General features: G+C 61.0%; 25 protein-coding genes. 12 read left to right on the forward strand and 13 right to left on the reverse strand.

The window, feature by feature from the left end; all coding sequences use genetic code 11:
* Positions 1-19: 19 nt before the first annotated feature.
* Positions 20-1,753 (reverse strand): glycosyltransferase family 39 protein, encoded by a 1,734-nt coding sequence (locus tag AC1Q6C_RS19155; RefSeq protein ID WP_054187560.1) that lies wholly within the window; start codon positions 1,751-1,753, stop codon positions 20-22.
* Complete coding sequence (locus tag AC1Q6C_RS19160; RefSeq protein ID WP_054187561.1) at positions 1,750-3,711, reverse strand: hypothetical protein; 1,962 nt, start codon at positions 3,709-3,711, stop codon at positions 1,750-1,752. The genes AC1Q6C_RS19155 and AC1Q6C_RS19160 overlap by 4 nt, the downstream gene beginning before the upstream one ends.
* Before the next feature lie 306 nt (positions 3,712-4,017).
* On the opposite strand from AC1Q6C_RS19160, the gene AC1Q6C_RS19165 reads away from it, so the two are divergent.
* On the forward strand, positions 4,018-4,740 hold the full coding sequence (locus AC1Q6C_RS19165) for a hypothetical protein (RefSeq protein ID WP_230359578.1): 723 nt from the start codon (positions 4,018-4,020) through the stop codon (positions 4,738-4,740).
* A gap of 33 nt (positions 4,741-4,773) precedes the next feature.
* On the opposite strand, the gene AC1Q6C_RS19170 is transcribed toward AC1Q6C_RS19165, so the two are convergent.
* From AC1Q6C_RS19170 to AC1Q6C_RS19210, 9 genes are all read right to left on the reverse strand, one after another.
* Positions 4,774-4,971, reverse strand: coding sequence for a CsbD family protein (locus tag AC1Q6C_RS19170; RefSeq protein ID WP_007726588.1), 198 nt, complete (start codon positions 4,969-4,971; stop codon positions 4,774-4,776).
* A gap of 88 nt (positions 4,972-5,059) precedes the next feature.
* The gene (locus AC1Q6C_RS19175) at positions 5,060-5,323 is read right to left on the reverse strand and encodes a GlsB/YeaQ/YmgE family stress response membrane protein (protein WP_047890188.1); all 264 of its coding nucleotides are present in this window, start codon (positions 5,321-5,323) and stop codon (positions 5,060-5,062) included.
* Positions 5,324-5,729: 406 nt separating this feature from the next.
* Positions 5,730-6,314, reverse strand: a complete 585-nt coding sequence (locus AC1Q6C_RS19180; protein WP_054187562.1) for a hypothetical protein — start codon at positions 6,312-6,314, stop codon at positions 5,730-5,732.
* On the reverse strand, positions 6,311-6,880 hold the full coding sequence (locus AC1Q6C_RS19185; RefSeq protein WP_054187563.1) for a DUF6286 domain-containing protein: 570 nt from the start codon (positions 6,878-6,880) through the stop codon (positions 6,311-6,313). Before AC1Q6C_RS19185 ends, AC1Q6C_RS19180 begins: the two co-directional genes overlap by 4 nt.
* Positions 6,877-7,269 carry an Asp23/Gls24 family envelope stress response protein gene (locus AC1Q6C_RS19190; RefSeq protein WP_054187564.1) on the reverse strand — a complete coding sequence of 131 codons (393 nt, stop codon included), beginning with the start codon at positions 7,267-7,269 and terminating at the stop codon, positions 6,877-6,879. The genes AC1Q6C_RS19185 and AC1Q6C_RS19190 overlap by 4 nt, the downstream gene beginning before the upstream one ends.
* Positions 7,262-7,441 (reverse strand): hypothetical protein, encoded by a 180-nt coding sequence (locus AC1Q6C_RS19195; RefSeq protein WP_230359577.1) that lies wholly within the window; start codon positions 7,439-7,441, stop codon positions 7,262-7,264. Before AC1Q6C_RS19195 ends, AC1Q6C_RS19190 begins: the two co-directional genes overlap by 8 nt.
* Before the next feature lie 38 nt (positions 7,442-7,479).
* Positions 7,480-7,668 (reverse strand): hypothetical protein, encoded by a 189-nt coding sequence (locus AC1Q6C_RS19200; protein ID WP_007726577.1) that lies wholly within the window; start codon positions 7,666-7,668, stop codon positions 7,480-7,482.
* Between the two features lie 70 nt (positions 7,669-7,738).
* Positions 7,739-8,023 carry an Asp23/Gls24 family envelope stress response protein gene (locus AC1Q6C_RS19205; protein ID WP_007726575.1) on the reverse strand — a complete coding sequence of 95 codons (285 nt, stop codon included), beginning with the start codon at positions 8,021-8,023 and terminating at the stop codon, positions 7,739-7,741.
* On the reverse strand, positions 8,020-8,484 hold the full coding sequence (locus AC1Q6C_RS19210) for an Asp23/Gls24 family envelope stress response protein (RefSeq protein WP_003943699.1): 465 nt from the start codon (positions 8,482-8,484) through the stop codon (positions 8,020-8,022). The genes AC1Q6C_RS19205 and AC1Q6C_RS19210 overlap by 4 nt, the downstream gene beginning before the upstream one ends.
* Positions 8,485-8,670: 186 nt before the next feature.
* Between AC1Q6C_RS19210 and AC1Q6C_RS19215 the strand changes: the two genes are divergently transcribed.
* Together AC1Q6C_RS19215 and AC1Q6C_RS19220 are read left to right on the forward strand one after the other, a co-directional pair.
* A complete protein-coding gene (locus tag AC1Q6C_RS19215) occupies positions 8,671-9,249 on the forward strand; it encodes an RNA polymerase sigma factor (protein WP_007726571.1) in 579 nt (192 codons plus the stop codon).
* On the forward strand, positions 9,246-9,737 hold the full coding sequence (locus AC1Q6C_RS19220; protein ID WP_218960345.1) for a hypothetical protein: 492 nt from the start codon (positions 9,246-9,248) through the stop codon (positions 9,735-9,737). The genes AC1Q6C_RS19215 and AC1Q6C_RS19220 overlap by 4 nt, the downstream gene beginning before the upstream one ends.
* A gap of 220 nt (positions 9,738-9,957) precedes the next feature.
* Here AC1Q6C_RS19220 and AC1Q6C_RS19225 read toward each other — a convergent pair whose 3' ends face one another.
* A complete protein-coding gene (locus AC1Q6C_RS19225) occupies positions 9,958-10,206 on the reverse strand; it encodes a hypothetical protein (RefSeq protein ID WP_007726566.1) in 249 nt (82 codons plus the stop codon).
* A 167-nt stretch (positions 10,207-10,373) separates the two neighbouring features.
* On the opposite strand from AC1Q6C_RS19225, the gene AC1Q6C_RS19230 reads away from it, so the two are divergent.
* The 4 genes from AC1Q6C_RS19230 (at position 10,374) to AC1Q6C_RS19245 (ending at position 13,239) form a co-directional block, all read left to right on the forward strand.
* Positions 10,374-10,562: a PI-type proteinase gene (locus AC1Q6C_RS19230; protein ID WP_136472457.1), complete on the forward strand. Its 189-nt coding sequence runs from the start codon at positions 10,374-10,376 to the stop codon at positions 10,560-10,562.
* Between the two features lie 259 nt (positions 10,563-10,821).
* Complete coding sequence (locus tag AC1Q6C_RS19235) at positions 10,822-11,241, forward strand: STAS domain-containing protein (protein ID WP_007726563.1); 420 nt, start codon at positions 10,822-10,824, stop codon at positions 11,239-11,241.
* Positions 11,238-12,725 (forward strand): alpha,alpha-trehalose-phosphate synthase (UDP-forming), encoded by a 1,488-nt coding sequence (locus AC1Q6C_RS19240; RefSeq protein ID WP_007726561.1) that lies wholly within the window; start codon positions 11,238-11,240, stop codon positions 12,723-12,725. Before AC1Q6C_RS19235 ends, AC1Q6C_RS19240 begins: the two co-directional genes overlap by 4 nt.
* Positions 12,726-12,861: 136 nt before the next feature.
* Positions 12,862-13,239, forward strand: a complete 378-nt coding sequence (locus AC1Q6C_RS19245; protein ID WP_007726560.1) for a hypothetical protein — start codon at positions 12,862-12,864, stop codon at positions 13,237-13,239.
* A 24-nt stretch (positions 13,240-13,263) separates the two neighbouring features.
* Here AC1Q6C_RS19245 and AC1Q6C_RS19250 read toward each other — a convergent pair whose 3' ends face one another.
* A complete protein-coding gene (locus AC1Q6C_RS19250) occupies positions 13,264-13,566 on the reverse strand; it encodes a MerR family transcriptional regulator (RefSeq protein WP_003943719.1) in 303 nt (100 codons plus the stop codon).
* A gap of 357 nt (positions 13,567-13,923) precedes the next feature.
* On the opposite strand from AC1Q6C_RS19250, the gene AC1Q6C_RS19255 reads away from it, so the two are divergent.
* The 5 genes from AC1Q6C_RS19255 (at position 13,924) to AC1Q6C_RS19275 (ending at position 16,143) form a co-directional block, all read left to right on the forward strand.
* Entirely contained in the window at positions 13,924-14,082 is a 159-nt protein-coding gene (locus AC1Q6C_RS19255) for a hypothetical protein (RefSeq protein ID WP_003943664.1), read from the forward strand.
* 84 nt (positions 14,083-14,166) lie between these two features.
* Positions 14,167-14,712, forward strand: coding sequence for a Dps family protein (locus AC1Q6C_RS19260; protein ID WP_003943731.1), 546 nt, complete (start codon positions 14,167-14,169; stop codon positions 14,710-14,712).
* Positions 14,713-14,785: 73 nt separating this feature from the next.
* Entirely contained in the window at positions 14,786-14,920 is a 135-nt protein-coding gene (locus AC1Q6C_RS19265; protein ID WP_256261806.1) for a hypothetical protein, read from the forward strand.
* A 48-nt stretch (positions 14,921-14,968) separates the two neighbouring features.
* The gene (locus AC1Q6C_RS19270) at positions 14,969-15,640 is read left to right on the forward strand and encodes an ANTAR domain-containing protein (protein WP_007726556.1); all 672 of its coding nucleotides are present in this window, start codon (positions 14,969-14,971) and stop codon (positions 15,638-15,640) included.
* 185 nt (positions 15,641-15,825) lie between these two features.
* Entirely contained in the window at positions 15,826-16,143 is a 318-nt protein-coding gene (locus AC1Q6C_RS19275; RefSeq protein ID WP_003943622.1) for a WhiB family transcriptional regulator, read from the forward strand.

Genomic DNA, 16,143 nt, shown 5'->3' on the forward strand with positions numbered 1-16,143 from the left:
TCCTCCCACACGAATTGCCTCATCGACCCGTTTGCCGTTCACCGGTGACGCGATACAAACGCCAGGCCGAAGGGTCCATGCCGCCGTCGTTGGGAACCTCGAGTACCAGCGCTCCCACACCGCCGGCCCCGGTGTCGTACATCGTCGGATAGCGCCGATTGACCGCGTCCGACACACCGCGACCGGTGTTCGGCACCGACAGGATGTATTCGACGTGATGTTCGGCGGGGTTGTTCAGTACGCGCACGAAGTCCGCATCGGAAGGCACGACGAATTGCCGAGGGTTGTTCGACGACGCCACGACGGCATAGCTCTGCACGGTGTCGAGCAGAACCGACCCCTCCGGCAGAGCCAAGTCGTCCAGGTATCTGGCGATGCGACGCTCGGCCGCAAACGTGCGCAGATTCGTCTGCTCCTCCAGGTTCTGCCGGCCCGGAATGATCGCACTGGCAATGGAATGCTCGAGCACTGCGATCCGCGCATTACCCATCGCGACAAACGTGACCAGCGTCGACCCGACCAGCAAGCACAGAGAGATCACAAGGGGCAGAGAGGGCCCCGACTGCTCGGGGTACGTCGATACCGAGCGTGACGCAGCAGCCCCCGGTCGACGCGTGACGACCGGCGCACCGCGAGGTGCGATCAGGACGACCAACACGAAACACAGCGGAATGATCGAAATGTAGAAGCGCAGAAGGGGAAACGTCGATCCCATCACGTAGAGCAAGGTTTGGGCACCGAGGATGGCGCCGAACAACACAAGAGGCACGACCACTTCGGTGTCGCGCCGCCGAAGTGCGTAGATGATTGCAAGGACCGCGAGCACCGGGAGCGCCGGGCCGAGTACGGCCATTTCGGTAATCGAGAACGCAAGACGGGCGATCGGTGAGTCGGTTCCGGCACCAGCCTGCTCCAGGATGGAACTGTTCCCGTAGACCGACGAGAACTGTTGGAACGCTTGACCTGTGATGAGCCAACTGGCAAACGACCACAAGGCTAGGGCAAGGAATCCCGGCATCAGCACTACGGCACCGTCGAGGGCTGCTGCCCAGAGCCGCAAGCCAGGCCCCGCGCCCTCGCCGCGCTCCTCAGCAGTCGGACGGAAACGAAGCCAACTCACCACGGTCACCAGCACCACCGCGACGAACAGCGGGGCCAATGCGTCGTATCTGGTGAGGTACGCCAGAGCGAAAGCGAGGCCGGCACCGATGAGGTCGTGTACGTCGTCGCTTCGCATCCACCGAATCAATCGACGTGTCGCCCACAGAACGAAGAAGAGGAACGGAGCTTCGCTCATTCCGCTCGCCGCGTACATGACGATCATCGGGTTGACAGCGAACAGCACGGTCAGGACGACGGTGACCCATCGCGCACACCCACGGTCGCGGCTGATCCCACGTACCTGAATCACAGCACCAGCCATGAAGGCCGCGGACATCACGACCGCAGTGATGTTCCACCGCAGCAGATCCGGCCACCAATGACCCATCAGGCCCATCGGAATCTGGACTGCCGCCGTCAACGGGGTGAACACGAACCCGATCGCCGCGAAGTGCGGATCACGGCTGAGCAACATCGCCGACACCGCGGCGACGCGGCTGAGCGAATCGGTGAAGATGAACCCGATACCCGCGTTCATCCACACGCCCAACGCGGTGTAGATCGCGAAGAGCGCGACGAACATCCGCCATGGCTTGCGGCCCGGTAGATCGTGGACCGCGACGGACAGGGCCGGGCGATCGGTGACGGTCACTGTCCGCGACGCCGAGCCACGAGCACACCACCGACGGCAACAGCGATCAGAACCACGGTCCCGAATCCGATCCAGCCGATCGTGACCGCGCTCAGTCCGGTCTCCTCTTCGGCCGAGGTCGCGGTGCCCAACGGGGCGACGTTGACTCCGACATCGAAGGGCTCACTTCCCCGAGGCGCGACCAGGAGATCGCCGGTCAGTTCTGCGAACCGGTCCTTCCCACCTTCCAACCAGTTGAGCAGACCGTCGGCATCGGCCGCATCACCCTCAGAGGTCAGCGCCACCACTTCGTTGTGCGAACCCGAAACCACCTGCAAGGCACCGTATTGTCCACCGAATTCCAGACCCTGCAAGCGCAGGAGCCCTTGATCTGCTGTGTCCATGGGTAGAGCCACCGGAGTGGGAAGCTTCCCGTCCGCCGCGATCAACAACGCCGGCAGCGAACTGGTCGCCGCGTCGCCGAACGGGAGCACACGCGGTTGCAGCGGCAGATAGCTCAACCGCTGCATCGCGACAACGAGGCGCTGCGCGCGAACGAGATCTGCGAAATCACCGTGACTCAAACCGACATCGAGTGTGGGCAGCATCGACTGCGGTAATGCCTGGAATCCTCCAGGCGTCGGCGGGAATCCGGTAGTGGACGTGATGGTGCTTGCCGGATCGACAGTGAGCGAAGACGGGCTACTGGTGCCGCATTGGAAGTCGCCGGTCACATCCATCGAGACTTCGAAGGTCAGGTCGCGACGCAGGAGTTCGTTCGGAACATCGACGCCGATGTCGAAGCGCCCTGTCTCGTTCACCGTCTGCGAAGCAAGCCGTGAGTCCCCCAGCGAAATCGACAGTTCTCCGTTGCGTGAATTCGGCAGCGGTACATAGGAACCGATCATTCGGATCGACACGTCCTTCATCGGACGCCCCAGTTGCGACTGGCTGAACGGGACGTCGACCTCGATGTGATTGAGACCGGAAGCCGTCAACGTTCCGAGCTTCAGCTCACCGACGGTGATGGCGTCCTGGGAAATCTGGGCAACTGTGTTGTCCGGTGACGCGAGCGCCCTGCTCGCCGCCCAGTAGCCGTCGAAGTTCGCCGCCAACAGACTGACCTGAGGAACGAGGGTCTTGTCGTCCCCTGAAATTCGCAGCACTGGTGCACCATTCGGAGCAGCCGCGAGATCGATGCCGGCGTCCCCACTGTTGCCGAGTACTACAGCTCTCTCGAACAGTCCCGGCTCAGCGGACGGCAGACTCTGGCCGTTCGGCAGTTGTTCCACCACCACGGCGTCAGGCTGACTTCCGTACTTGTTGACAATCGCTGCACTCAGCTGCAGAGCCGCACTCTGCTGTGACCGTGACGAACCATCCGTGACGTAGATGGTTGCCTTCCTCAAAATCGGCGGAAAGAAGGTTGCAACAGTCGTGGGCTGCTGCTCGGCACCGTCGTAGGCGACAAAGGCATCCCGGAGCGCAAGGGGCTGGTATCTCGTTCGGTCGTAGCAGCGGTCGTCGACGGGAACGAGGTGAGCGATCATCGACACGGTCACGCTCCGGTCGACCACTTCGAGACCTTGCAACGGAACCGAAATCGGTAGGCCGGTTCCGGCCTGCCCGGCGTCGAAGTCGACGCGGCTCACCAATCTGCCGTCCGCAGTCACTTCGAGCCAACCCCTACTGAAGTCGGTCGGGGCAGTCAGGATTCCGGTCACGGCTGTTGCGGTGAGTCCGTCCGGCACCGGCACGGTCACCAAGACGGGTGCGTCATCGGAGGAGAACACGATGTCTGTTCCTCGTCCGAGTTCGGTGAAGGAGATCGGAGTTGTGGCTGCGGCGGCCACCGAAGTATCTGCGTCGTCCTCGAAATCCTGGGCGGAGGCGACACTGCCGAGCGGAAGCAACAAAGTGACCGCGACAGCCACCGGCATTGCCAGCGCGCGCGTCAGCCAGGTTCGAGAGTGGCCCATCAGCGTGTCTCCTCGACATTTCTTGTTTCCGCGCAATCACCAAACACAAATCACGAGTAGCAATCTCGCCAGTTCGCGACGGTCGCAGGTCCGATCGCACCGTTACGGACAAACAAACCATAACGACCAATTTATGCGTTTGGCTAATTATCCCGGCGGGCGAGACTTTTGTTACGGCATGTCACATGATTAGCAATCACCACCACTGGGAAGTCGAAAGACGCCACTGAAAAGCCCGTCAATACGCCTGAACGTCCGTCCAGTCCGGGCGCTTCACGGGCGGAGAATTCTCAGATAAAGGAAGCTGTGACGATCAATTCGATCATCCCCGCCGGCAAGAGTGCGATCGGGAAGCTGGTCGGTGCGCCGTTCCACTTCGCATCATCGCTGCGCATGGCCAGGGTTTTTCACCCTCACGGGATCGAGCTGAAGGGAACATTGAAGCCGGCCACCCCATGGTGGCCGGTATCGGAGTCGTCGACGATTACCGTCACCGCTCGAATGTCGAAAGCCCTCGGAACACCCGGAGACCTACCCGACGTACTCGGCCTGGCGCTTCGGTTGCACGATGTCGGCACAGATGAAAACCCGTGGGACATTCTTCTCGCAACATCAGGACTTTCTACCTTCTCGAAAATGTTTCCAGCTCCGGCTTTCTCGTGGAACGGCGCGAGATACAGCACACTGGTTCCTTACTCACGCGCGGGCGGTGCCGCGGCGTGGCTGATCGTGACACCGCGCGGTGTCCATCCGGCCGGCACTTCTTTGTCTGCATTGAAAGCTGCGGTCGATCATTCCCCGCTGCACTTCTCCGTGTACCTCGCGAGAATTCAACTTCAGTTGATACCGATCGGGCATCTCTGTCTCGACGAAGTCGAGGACCACCCGGATTGCCTCCAGCCGTCCTTCGATCCGATTCTGAACACACCGGCCCACATGCGCATGCTTCCGGAGTGGCTCGCAGAAACGCGCAAGTTCGCGTATCGCGGTAGCCGCAACGGCCGGGGAGGCACACAAAAGCGCGGTTGACCGGACGTGCCGATCAACCGCGCTGAAGCTCACTCAGCTTGTGAACTTGTCCTTGATATCCGAGACCTTGTCACTGACAGTGTCTCCGGCCTTCTTGACCTTCGCCTCGCCCTGATCGGCAACACCCTCGGCAGCCAGATCATCGTTGCCCGTGGCGTTTCCGAACTTTTCCTTCGCCTCGCCGATGAGATCCTCAGCGCGGTGCTTTGCCTTGTCGATGAAGTCAGACATGTATTTCTCCTTCTTGGGTTCGGTCGTGCGTTCGGCCGTGGAATTCGGTCGTGGATTCAGTCGAACTCGAACTGCGTGGACAAATGTGTCAGCGTTTTCCGGTGACTGCCTTGACCAGGAACAGCAAGATGACAGCGCCGAGGAGGCAAGTGAGGAAGCTGAAGATCCAGCCCGCGCCCTCGACATCGACGCCGAAGACTCGAAGCAGGAAACCACCGATCAGGCCGCCGATCACACCGACAACGATGTTGAGGAAGATCCCCTGCTGCGCATCGGTTTTCATGATCTTGCTGCCGATCCAACCCGCTAGTCCACCGATGATGATCCAGGCGATGATTCCGAGTGAGAGCATTGTGACTCCTTGAGGTAAGGGACGGCGCAATGAGAGACTGCCGGTGAAGGGAGAGTTCCGAGCGATCGGCCCGCGCAACTAGACCGTGATCGCGGGTTGTGTTTGCACACAACCGGACTCTCCGCCGCACGACGCGGGGGATCGTGCACTCAGTAGCAGCCACATTGTCTGCTTACCTTTCTATCAGGTGTTCACGACAGAACCAAAATGACTGGCGATTCACCACATACGAGAAACGACACTCACCGACGCGCACATGATCAGCGTCACTACGATCGCGATCGCCATCGAAGTGACGGTCGCAAGGAGCACCGTGACGCACAGTGCCACAGCAACATCCATGACTCTGTGCACGATCGGGAGGTCTACCAATACCCGGCCGTCGGGAGGCTCAAACCTCGATTGATCAGAGAGTTCTCGGCTCATCGCGTTTCGCGCTTTCCACGGCGATGTGAGTTCTGGTCGCGACGGATGGATCACCGACCACCGCAGCGACTTGATCCCCCGTGTCAGTGACGCGAGAAATCAACTCGGACAACGTTTCCGATCCGGATACGACGCTACGTCTCAATGTCACTCGCAAATCGATCGTGCGAACTCCACGATCGAGCAACGCTTTTCCTCGGACACGCGACACTTCGTCGAAGTCCTCCAGTGATGCGCTCGCCCCTTCCGCCACCGCACCCAGATCCGCGGTGATGGAATTGTGCGAGTTCGACCCAGGGACCGTGATCTCCTTCACCCGACGCAGCGGCACATGCGCGATCAACCACCGCAACGCGAGGAGGACTAGCAATACTCCCCCAGCTCCGACAGCCCATGGCCACCACGAGTGATCGACAAGATCTTCAGCCCACGGGATCTCGATACGCGCCGGGAAATCCTTGATCACGTCGCGATTCCACAGGATCGCTGCAACTCCCACCGCTATCGCGAGCATCCCCACGACGCATGTCGCCACGCGATCCATCGCCGTCGCCGTCCGAGTCATGACAGCGATCCCGTCTGGATACGAACCTTGATTCGCGGCGATGGTGACAGCGACCCGGCCAAGTCCCCCAGCACCGCACGGATTTCCGATTCAGCGGTGGCGGCTCCATCGGGCGTGACCGAGGCCTTCACTTCCAGCTTGCGCCGGGTCGCGTGTGACGAAGCGGATCGAACCTGGGCCAGTGACTCGACGCGAACAGACGCTATCGCCGCTACATCGGCGGGATCGATCCACGTATTCGCGACTCCGACCAAGGCATTGGCAGTCTTTCGTCGCGGTTTGAGTCCGAGGATGACGAACCACAGGCCGAGAACGACGGCTGCGATCCCCGCCGGGAACATCCAACCCTGGTACGCGAGCCCGTCCACATATGCGGCAGCACTTGGTATCCACTGCGACCCGGTGATCACGCCGGTATCCACCAGCGCGTCGCGGACGCCGACCACGCCGAGCGCAAGTAGCGCCGCGGCGATGAGGAATCCCGTGACGGCCGATCCGGGCGCCGCAAGGGGAACAGGAGCAGCAGCCCTCGAGGCAGTGGGTGGTGCGACCTTGTCGGCGGTCATCGCACTTTCCTTCCCGCGTCACGCGTGGTCGATGCCAAGAGAACGCTCACGATCGCCACGTCCACGCCGTCTACGTCCAGGCCCGATACAGACTGCAACTGGGTTGTCACGTTCTCTCGCACCGCGGTACCGATGACCGACAAGGATCCGGGCCACTCGATCGCGATGTCCACCTTGGCCCGTACCCGCTTGCCGGATACCAGCACTCGCGCCCTCGGCAGTTCACGCCCGGTCAGTTTGTCCATGCCGCCGGCGTGATGACGCACCCCCGGGGTCCCGCGCGTCGCCTCGAGAACCAACTTCTGCGCGACTCTGTCTCGAATCGTCAGCGTTCCGCGATCGCCCGGCTCGGCAAGCACAGACGACTCCGGTCGAGCTGTCTCAGCCACGTCCGCGACCCTTCAGCATCACACCGAGATCGAAATCGCCGTCACGCTGACCACCGACGAGGTATCCGATCACACCGAGAACCAGAGCGATGAGGAATCCGGTGAAACCGCCTGCAGCAGCTGCGACTCCGAGAAGTAGTCCTGCCAGTAGGCCGACAGTCGAGGTGGTCATGTGAATCCTCCGTTGTGGATGATGTTCGTTGGTGCCTGTCAGATCTCGGTGTAGGTCTTTGCACCCGGAAACCGAGCGCGCAAACGCGTGTACTGGGTCCGAGCGGGTTTCGCTATCTGCCGCATCGTGCCGCGCAGTGTCCTGCGCACACCCACACCGATCGGGGACGCGAAGTCCCGGTCGACGCGTTCGAGCGCTCGATTGAGCGCGTCGGCAGATCCGCCCACGTCGGGGTGGTAGCTCCTGATCGCCTCTCGGCGTGCGGATCGGCGATCAGGAACTGGACCACGAGAGTGCTCAGGCATCGTGCGCACGACCGACTACGTCTTCCACTGTCACGTTCACGGGGCCTGTAACGATTCCTGAAACCGCTTGGCGGATACGTAAAGCCGTATCTCGAACGGCGGCGTCGGCGAAGATGCACACATGGATGTCTGTCGACGACTCCGTCACCCGCACGCCGACGACGCGGCGGCCGGGGAGGTACGTGCCAACCTCGCCGAACATTCCGGCATGAAGCGAGGCGACCCCAGGTATCCCCGTCACAGCCGCCGCGATGGTGTCGGCGATTTCGGAACTCACTGCACCCGTGCAGTCTTGGGCTCGCCGGTTTCGTCGTCACTGCCCTCGTCGAGGTGAACGTCGTGAACCGTGATGTTCACCTCGGTCACTTCGAGACCCGTCATCCGTTCGAGCGCCGCAATGACGTTGCGGCGAATGCCGGTGGCCAGATCGGCGAGCGATACGCCGTACTCGGCCACGATGTCGATGTCGACCGCTGCCTGCTTTTCGCCGACCTCGACCGATACTCCCTGGGAGTGGTTGACACTCGCGCCGGGGATCCGCTCGCGCAGTGCCCCGACAACCCGCGACGCTCCGCCGCCGACGTCGTACACGCCGCTCACCTCTCGCGTGGCGATGCCGGCAATCTTCGAGACAACGGTGTCGGCGATCGACGTCTTTCCTTGCGAACTCACGAGAGCCGAGTCGTTCGATGATGCAACATCCTTCGTAGATGCTGTCGCAACCTGCGTGCTGACCATTGTCATCTCCTCCTGTTGATCGATCTACCTGTGTAGTCGTCACTCGAAGGCAAAACCGAATGCCCCAGTCAGGTGACGTGCATCACTGACACTTGTTAGTTACTGTCCGTAACATTCAACGCCCCGGCCGGGCGAACAATCTTCGAACGCAGCCGAGTTTTCCGCATTTCCGCGAGAGGAGCGACTGTGGCGTTACCGCATACACAGGGGCTCACCGAAGCACCTGACGGTTTGGACACCGCGACAGTGAACGCTGCGATACTCGGCGACCGAGAAGCATTCGAGTCACTGGTGCACTACTACGGACCTGCACTTCACCGCTATGCGCGTCGCATGCTCGCAGACGAAGGTGACATTCTCGAGGTAGTCCAGGACACCTTCGTGGCCGCCTGGCGTCGACTCGATTCGTTTCGTGGCGAATCGTCGATGCGAACATGGCTTTTCGCGATCTGTTCCCGAAAGATCGTGGACAGCTATCGAATCAAGAGAGCTCAACCGATCGACGACAGATTGCTCGATCCTCTCGTGCCGTCTCCCGAGGCCGGCCCGTTCGACACGACCTCGAACTCCGCGTTCCTCGAGGCACTGGAAGAAGCGTTGGGTGAACTGCCTTATCGCCAGCGTGCGGCATGGACGCTGCGAGAGGTGGAGATGCTCACGTTCGTTCAAATCGGCAAGATTCTAAGACTCACCCCGGATGCGGTGCGCGGGCATCACCATCGTGCACGGGCTAACCTGAGTGAACGAATGACGAGGTGGCGATGACTGAATCACGAACCGACGCATTGATGGCGCACGCATCCGACGTCCTGCGGAACGCTCCCGAGCCGGGCTGGGATCGAATCAGCGACAAGGTGATCCGGGCGCTACGGTCGACCTCGGCGTCCGGTTGGCCGCTCGACGCACACGCGTCGGAAGGTCCACGTCTAGGCACTGTGTCGGTGAGCGATCACGTACTCCGCACCCACTTGGCCGCCGAGATACGTTCTCGGCACCACTGCTCGCCGAGCAGCATCGAGTTCTTCGTCGACGGCCACGAAATACGTTCACTACGTATCGAACTGGCAGCGCCATACGGAGTGGATCTGGCCGAACTGTCGGACCGGGTTCGGTTCACCGTCGTGGACGTCGTTCACCTGATCCTCGGCGACACGGACCCACCGGTCTCTGCAGAGAGCATCCACGTCGCCGTAGTCGACATCGTCGATGATCTACCTGCCGAAGGGAACACCAAAAGCCACTCCGAACACTAGGTGTTTGTTCGGCAAGTGTTTGGGAACCCGGCACTCATGACCACTCCCCCACCACCGGATCCGGGCCCCGCCCCCGACCCGGGGCCGCCGACACCACCGGCGCCGACACCACCCGATCCGATGAATCCGCCGCCCGTGCCACCGACTCCGACGCCACCGAACCCGTACCCTCCGGATCCGATCCCGCAGATCTGACGTCGGCTGCCCCGAACTTCGGAGTTCAACCGCCGAGTTCGGCGATCATCTCGCTCAACGATTCTGCGGCGATACGTAGTTCACCTTCGTCGGGATTGTCGGGTGAGGACGGTAGACGTTCGGCCAACTGCTCGCGAGTGACAAGCGAGATACCCTCGAGACCGAACCCTTCTTCATCGGGGACGTAGATCTCGATCTCGCCCCCGACCGCTACCAGTTCCGAATGGGGGCCACTGCCCAGCAGTGCACGCAGGTGTTCGGTCGTCACGGTCATATGGTTCACGTGAAATCTCCTGCTTCGGTGACAGCTGACTTTGCCGGTATGGACTCGACGTGACGTACTGGCTCGACGTGACGCACTACCCCCTACTGAGTACCCCTCGCGGGTGAGCAGGAAACGACAAGTACATGAACAACGACTTCCCGAAGGAAACGCGCACCATGAGTGAACAGAATTCCACCGACCGCACGGATCAGACGGACGAGCCGCAGACCACCGGCACCGACCACGGTCCGGGAACCGGCTCCGACACCGCACCCAAGGACGTTCAGACCGATCCGTCGGGCGAACGTACGTGGGCCGACGAGGGCGGAGCCTCGAGCACCGGCCCGGCGACTGACACCGACTGATCCCGGAAGGTCTGAACCATCGGGACCAAGGTCCCGTGGGCCGACGCTCACGGGACCTTGAAATCCGTACGGATCTAACGCTTTTCACCTGGGTTTTCGCGATGCGGTAAGGTAGGCACTCAGCACGGTTGAGTACCCAGCCGTTGAAGACGAGCACGGTTCGTGCGTTGCTTCCCGTGCCGTTTCCCGGTTTCGAACGAAACCGTTTCGAACCAGACCGTTCGAACGAACCGTTTCGAGCAATCCGTCAGGAGTTTCGATGAACGAGTTTTCGAGAACTACAGATGAGCGTACGGACAGTCCCCCCACCTTCACGACGACCTGTGCCGAAAACATTCAGTCGCTCGTGGTCAGCGGCGAGATCGACGTCCGGTCCCGAGCTGATTTCGCTGCCTGCGTCGACGACCTGATCGGTGAGCGACACCCGTTCGTACTCGACTGCTCGGACGTCCAGTTCATCTCCGTCGGAGGTCTTTCCATCATCGAGACTCTGTCGGCCAAGGCACGGAGGCTCGGCGTGCCGTGGACGCTCGTCGCAGCGCACCCTGTCAGGCGTCCGCTGTCTCTTCTGAAGATGGACACCGACATCGTGTACACCGACTCGACAGCCGATGCAGTCGCGTACCTGTCCTCGACCTCCGTCCTGGACGAGACCCTGGCGGAGCCGATGTCGGCGTGAGTACCGATCTCGAAAATCTCTCCGAATTCGTCGTCGTCGCAAACCGACTGCCGGTCGATCTCGAAACCGACGAAGACGGAAGCAAGAACTGGAAGCGAAGTCCGGGTGGGCTCGTCACTGCGCTCGAACCCATCCTCCGACAGCGGGATGGCGCCTGGGTCGGCTGGCCGGGGGTCGCGGACGAGAAGGTCGATCCGATAGTGGTTGACGGCCTTCGTCTGTTTCCCGTCGAGCTGACCTCTCAGGACCTCGCCGAGTACTACGAGGGGTTCTCCAACGACACGTTGTGGCCGCTCTACCACGACGTTCTGGTGGCTCCGACGTTCGAGCGGTCGTGGTGGCACACCTACGTCGCAGTCAACCAGCGGTTCGCCGAGGAAACCGCGCGTTGCGCCGCGGACGGAGCGACTGTCTGGGTGCAGGACTATCAGTTGCAACTTGTGCCGGCGATGCTGCGCGAGCTGCGGCCAGATCTGACGATCGGGTTCTTTCTTCATATCCCGTTCCCTCCGGTCGAGCTCTTCATGCAGCTTCCGTGGCGCAAGGAGATCGTCAGGGGAATGCTGGGCGCCGATCTGATCGGCTTCCACTTACCTGGTGGCGCAAACAATTTCCTGTTCTTGGCCCGCAAACTTCTCGGCCTCAAGACGACGACCGCGGGCGTCGGTGTTCGAAGTGCGCTCGGGCATGTGGATTTCGATTCTCGCGTCGTCAAGGTGGGCGCCTTTCCCATCTCCGTCGATTCTGCCGAACTCGAGCGCCAGTCGAAAAGCGATTCGGTCCTGCGTCGCGCGCGCGAATTGAAGGAAGAGCTGGGAAATCCCGAGAAAATCCTGCTGGGAGTCGACCGGCTGGACTACACCAAGGGTATCGACCTGCGGCTTCAAGCCTTGAAGGAACTCCTCGACGAGGATCGTCTGGATCCGGAGAAGTACACGATGGTGCAGCTCGCGACGCCCAGTCGTGAACGCGTGCAGCACTACATCGACCTGCGTAGCGTCATCGAAGAGCAGGTGGGCCGCATCAACGGTGACCACAGTCAGATCGGCCGCCCCGTCGTACACTACCTGTATCAGCCGGTCGACCGTGAAGAACTGATCGCACTGTTCGTCGCTGCCGACGTCATGCTCGTGACGCCGATGCGCGACGGGATGAATCTGGTGGCCAAGGAGTACGTGGCCTGTCGTGGCGACCTCGGAGGTGCTCTCGTTCTCAGCGAGTTCACCGGTGCCGCAATGGAATTACGACAGTCATACCTGGTCAACCCGCACGATTTGGACGGCGTGAAGAATACGATCCTGACCGCGGTTCATCAGGATCCGAAGGAAGGCCGTCGCCGTATGGCTGCGCTGCATCGACAGGTCATGACACACGATGTGCATCAGTGGGCCGAGTCGTTCCTGACTGCGCTTGCCCCACCCGGACCGCTTCCGGACGATCAGTTCGTCACGGAGCGTGAGTCGAACTTTGCGCGCAACAACTGACCCTCACGGGCTTGCGTCAGTGCGCTCGGAGACTCGAGCTAGGATTGGTTTCAGTTCATCGTCAAGCAGCGGCTGCGAACTGATCTCCTCGACATAGCCGTGCAATGCTGCATCGGCCCAGAAAGACAGGCCGACCATGCCCCTCACGATGAAGTACTCCGAAACCTACAACGACGCTCTCATTGCGCTCGCTGCCGCTACTCATCGGCCGGCCAACGTGGTGAACCTGTTCGGCGAGTACGCCATTCGTGTTGACCTCGAATACAACCGGTTCCTTCTGGCGACCAATACCGCGGCTGGACTCTCCGATCGACCCGACAACGGAGAATCATGGCTGGTGCGGTTCTTCCAATCCGAGAACACCGACACTCCGGATCGCCTCCTCGCGGAGGCGTCGCATCAATGGTTGGTCGATGCGTTGGACGCCGCGCTCGAACAGATCGCAGCGGCAGGGAACAAAATCTCCGCCGACGCGGACTTCGGCGACCCTACCCGCACCGAAACTCCATCCTGAACGGCATCGTCTCGAGCAGCACCACTAGTCCCCCTCGGCGGTCAACTGGCTGATTCGAGCCGCTAAGACTGCATTCTCGGCCTCGAGGGACAGAATCAGACGAATACCGACGAGATTGACTCCGTCGTCGATCAGCGCGGTGATTCGTCCGAGCGTATCCAGGTCGGCCTCGCTGTACCGGCGCGTACCGCCATCGGTGCGGGTTGGTGTGAGCAAGCCCCTTCGCTCGTAAAGGCGCAGCGTCTGAGGTCCTACCCCGGACAGTTCAGACATCACTGAGATCCCGTACACGCCGCGCAGCGCCCGGGTCTGGGATTCCGACGTCACTGGAACCTCCTAGTTCGGTGTGGGCTGTCTCAATCGGCGTCACCCGACCTTAGCACCATCACGCAGTGAATCTGACGCCCAGGACATAGATTCAAGCGTGTCCAGGACCACTGACAACAAGAATCGTCGAGCAGAAAAGGCGTGAAATGGCAGATCAAAGCCGATTTCGACAAGATTGCACAATGCGCTTCCTTCGCCCGCGTATCGAAGTAGCCTTGCCAATTATCTACATCGGCTGATATAGATTTTGTAGCACCTGAAAGCGTCATAACTGGAGCTCGAAGGCGCAGAACACCCAGACGTCGGAGTCGGTGGTTCAGCCGACTCCCTCACGGCACACTCTTCACCGGGAGCAAGATGACGACGATCGACATCCCGCCCACACAGGGCGAGAGCACCACCGGCATCGGAATCACTGTCGCAAGTGCGACTTTGACAACCGAAGAGGTCAAGCGCCGAATCGCGATGATGTACGGCGACCCGGTGACAGAGGAGCCAGTAGCACTCGCGCACTGAACCTGACCGACACGCGATCCGATTGACGATGGCGCGAGACCGCCCCACTGGAGGGCGATCCCCATCAAGACGAGAGGAAAACATATGTCCGAGTTCACCGTACCGGGACTGAGCAGCGCAGACGGTTCGTCCGTCGCCGATATTCTGCAGGAACGCCTCAGCGCCTACAACGATCTTCACCTCACGCTCAAGCACGTTCACTGGAACGTCGTGGGCCCCAACTTCATCGGCGTGCACGAGATGATCGACCCTCAGGTGGAGTTGGTTCGCGGCTACGCCGACGATGTGGCCGAACGTATCGCGGCACTGGGTAACTCACCCAAGGGCACCGCGGGAGCAATCGAGCGCGATCGAACGTGGGACGACTACTCCGTCGGCCGCGACGACGCTCGTGCGCACCTCGCTGCGCTCGACCTCGTCTACACCGGGATCATCACCGACAGTCGCACCGCAATCGACAGTGTCGGCAAGATCGATCCGATCACCGAGGACATGTTGATCGGCCAGACGGCGCAGTTGGAAAAGTTCCAGTGGTTCGTTCGTGCTCACCTCGAGAACTCGGGTGGCAGCCTCGTACACGAAGGCGCGTCCACCGAGCAGGATGCCGCAAATGAGGCGCGTCAGAACTGATGCACCGTCCGCGGTTTCGGCCGATCGGGGGTCGGCCGAAACCGCACTCCCCACAACAGGAAAGGGCAAGAGCATGTCTGCGGACTCGCGCGGCACCTCGACACAAACACGTCGCGAGTATCAGATGTTCGTGTTGCAGCAGCGTTTGTTGTTCGGATCGATCCTGGCAGGCACCGCCCTTGGAGTTCTCGCGATCACCTACTTCTGAAATATCAGGGGCCGCAACCGTCGAAGACAGGACAGAAACGACACAATCATGAGTTCGAGCACTCTCCGCTCGATCGTTCGTAGCGATCGATTTGCGGCAAGCAGTTCTTCTCTTCTGCTCGTGGACAGCGATTTTCGTATCCAGGGCGCAAACGACGAATACCTTGCCGTATCCGGTCGCAGCCTCGATCAATTGCACCGAGTGGAAGTGTTCGAAGCCTTCCCCGACAATCCCGACGACTCGTTTGCCGATGGAATCTTCTCGTTGACAGCGTCATTCGAGCGCACGATGCGGTCCCGAACTCGGGACACACTGCCGACTCAGCGTTACGACGTGCGCGACGAGCGCGGGAGCGGGATGTTTGTCACCCGATATTGGAATACGGTGAATTCCGCCGTCACCGATGATGACGGCAGAGTCATCGGTGTGCTTCATCGTGTATACGAGGTTCAACGACCGCTGGCTCAGCAGTCCAGTTCGGCGTCAGACGTCCTCACCCGCCTTCGCGCGGAAAATGACGAACTGAGAAGAGCTTTGGATTCTCGGCCCTTGATCGAGCAGGCCAAGGGATTACTGATGGCCGAGCGTGAGTGCTCGGCCGACCAAGCCTTCGACTTTCTGGTCCAGATGTCGCAGGAATGGAACGTCAAGGTGCGCGACATCGCCGGTGGTCTTGTCGCCGCAGCAGAACGACGTGCCGTGGATCAAAAGAATTCCTGACGACCGGGATTCAAAAGTTGTACGGCTGGGTAATGACCGACCAGAGGTACCCCCGAAATCTTCCCCCTCGAGGGAGGAGCCTCGAAGGTCCCGCCGGTTCAGGCCGGCGGGACCGAGCTTTGCCTTAACACCCGACCTGGATCCGCGATCCGAGTCGAGTTCGTCACGCAGCGAAGGGAACGTCCATGTTCATGCGCTCCTACACATCTCCCAGGCCCCTTGCCGACGAGTGGGATTGGCAACTGTCCGGCACCTGCCGCGACACCGACCCCGCTCTGTTCTACGACGACACGAACGAGCGCGGCTCCAGGCGAGCGAAGCGCGAGAGTTCGGCGAAGCTGGTGTGCGCCAGATGCCCTGTCGTGCAGAGATGCCTGGTGCACGCCATCCAGACCGGGGAACCCCACGGTATCTGGGGCGGCATGACGGCGACCGAGCGAGAATCGTTGCGCAAAGCTCGAACTGAACCACTGATCAGTGCCGCGACGAGCTCACGAGAGTAG

The sequence above is a fragment of the Rhodococcus sp. MT28 genome (assembly GCF_058792695.1).

What these genes read in the sequence shown, in the direction of transcription:
- AC1Q6C_RS19160 (WP_054187561.1), bottom strand. Translation starts at nt 3,711, where the DNA reads ATGGGCCACTCTCGAACCTGGCTGACGCGCGCGCTGGCAATGCCGGTG.
- AC1Q6C_RS19170 (WP_007726588.1), bottom strand. Translation starts at nt 4,971, where the DNA reads ATGTCTGACTTCATCGACAAGGCAAAGCACCGCGCTGAGGATCTCATC.
- AC1Q6C_RS19175 (WP_047890188.1), bottom strand. Translation starts at nt 5,323, where the DNA reads ATGCTCTCACTCGGAATCATCGCCTGGATCATCATCGGTGGACTAGCG.
- AC1Q6C_RS19180 (WP_054187562.1), bottom strand. Translation starts at nt 6,314, where the DNA reads ATGACTCGGACGGCGACGGCGATGGATCGCGTGGCGACATGCGTCGTG.
- AC1Q6C_RS19185 (WP_054187563.1), bottom strand. Translation starts at nt 6,880, where the DNA reads ATGACCGCCGACAAGGTCGCACCACCCACTGCCTCGAGGGCTGCTGCT.
- AC1Q6C_RS19195 (WP_230359577.1), bottom strand. Translation starts at nt 7,441, where the DNA reads ATGACCACCTCGACTGTCGGCCTACTGGCAGGACTACTTCTCGGAGTC.
- AC1Q6C_RS19210 (WP_003943699.1), bottom strand. Translation starts at nt 8,484, where the DNA reads ATGGTCAGCACGCAGGTTGCGACAGCATCTACGAAGGATGTTGCATCA.
- AC1Q6C_RS19220 (WP_218960345.1), top strand. Translation starts at nt 9,246, where the DNA reads ATGACTGAATCACGAACCGACGCATTGATGGCGCACGCATCCGACGTC.
- AC1Q6C_RS19225 (WP_007726566.1), bottom strand. Translation starts at nt 10,206, where the DNA reads ATGACCGTGACGACCGAACACCTGCGTGCACTGCTGGGCAGTGGCCCC.
- AC1Q6C_RS19230 (WP_136472457.1), top strand. Translation starts at nt 10,374, where the DNA reads ATGAGTGAACAGAATTCCACCGACCGCACGGATCAGACGGACGAGCCG.
- AC1Q6C_RS19235 (WP_007726563.1), top strand. Translation starts at nt 10,822, where the DNA reads ATGAACGAGTTTTCGAGAACTACAGATGAGCGTACGGACAGTCCCCCC.
- AC1Q6C_RS19245 (WP_007726560.1), top strand. Translation starts at nt 12,862, where the DNA reads ATGCCCCTCACGATGAAGTACTCCGAAACCTACAACGACGCTCTCATT.
- AC1Q6C_RS19255 (WP_003943664.1), top strand. Translation starts at nt 13,924, where the DNA reads ATGACGACGATCGACATCCCGCCCACACAGGGCGAGAGCACCACCGGC.
- AC1Q6C_RS19260 (WP_003943731.1), top strand. Translation starts at nt 14,167, where the DNA reads ATGTCCGAGTTCACCGTACCGGGACTGAGCAGCGCAGACGGTTCGTCC.
- AC1Q6C_RS19265 (WP_256261806.1), top strand. Translation starts at nt 14,786, where the DNA reads ATGTCTGCGGACTCGCGCGGCACCTCGACACAAACACGTCGCGAGTAT.
- AC1Q6C_RS19270 (WP_007726556.1), top strand. Translation starts at nt 14,969, where the DNA reads ATGAGTTCGAGCACTCTCCGCTCGATCGTTCGTAGCGATCGATTTGCG.
- AC1Q6C_RS19275 (WP_003943622.1), top strand. Translation starts at nt 15,826, where the DNA reads ATGTTCATGCGCTCCTACACATCTCCCAGGCCCCTTGCCGACGAGTGG.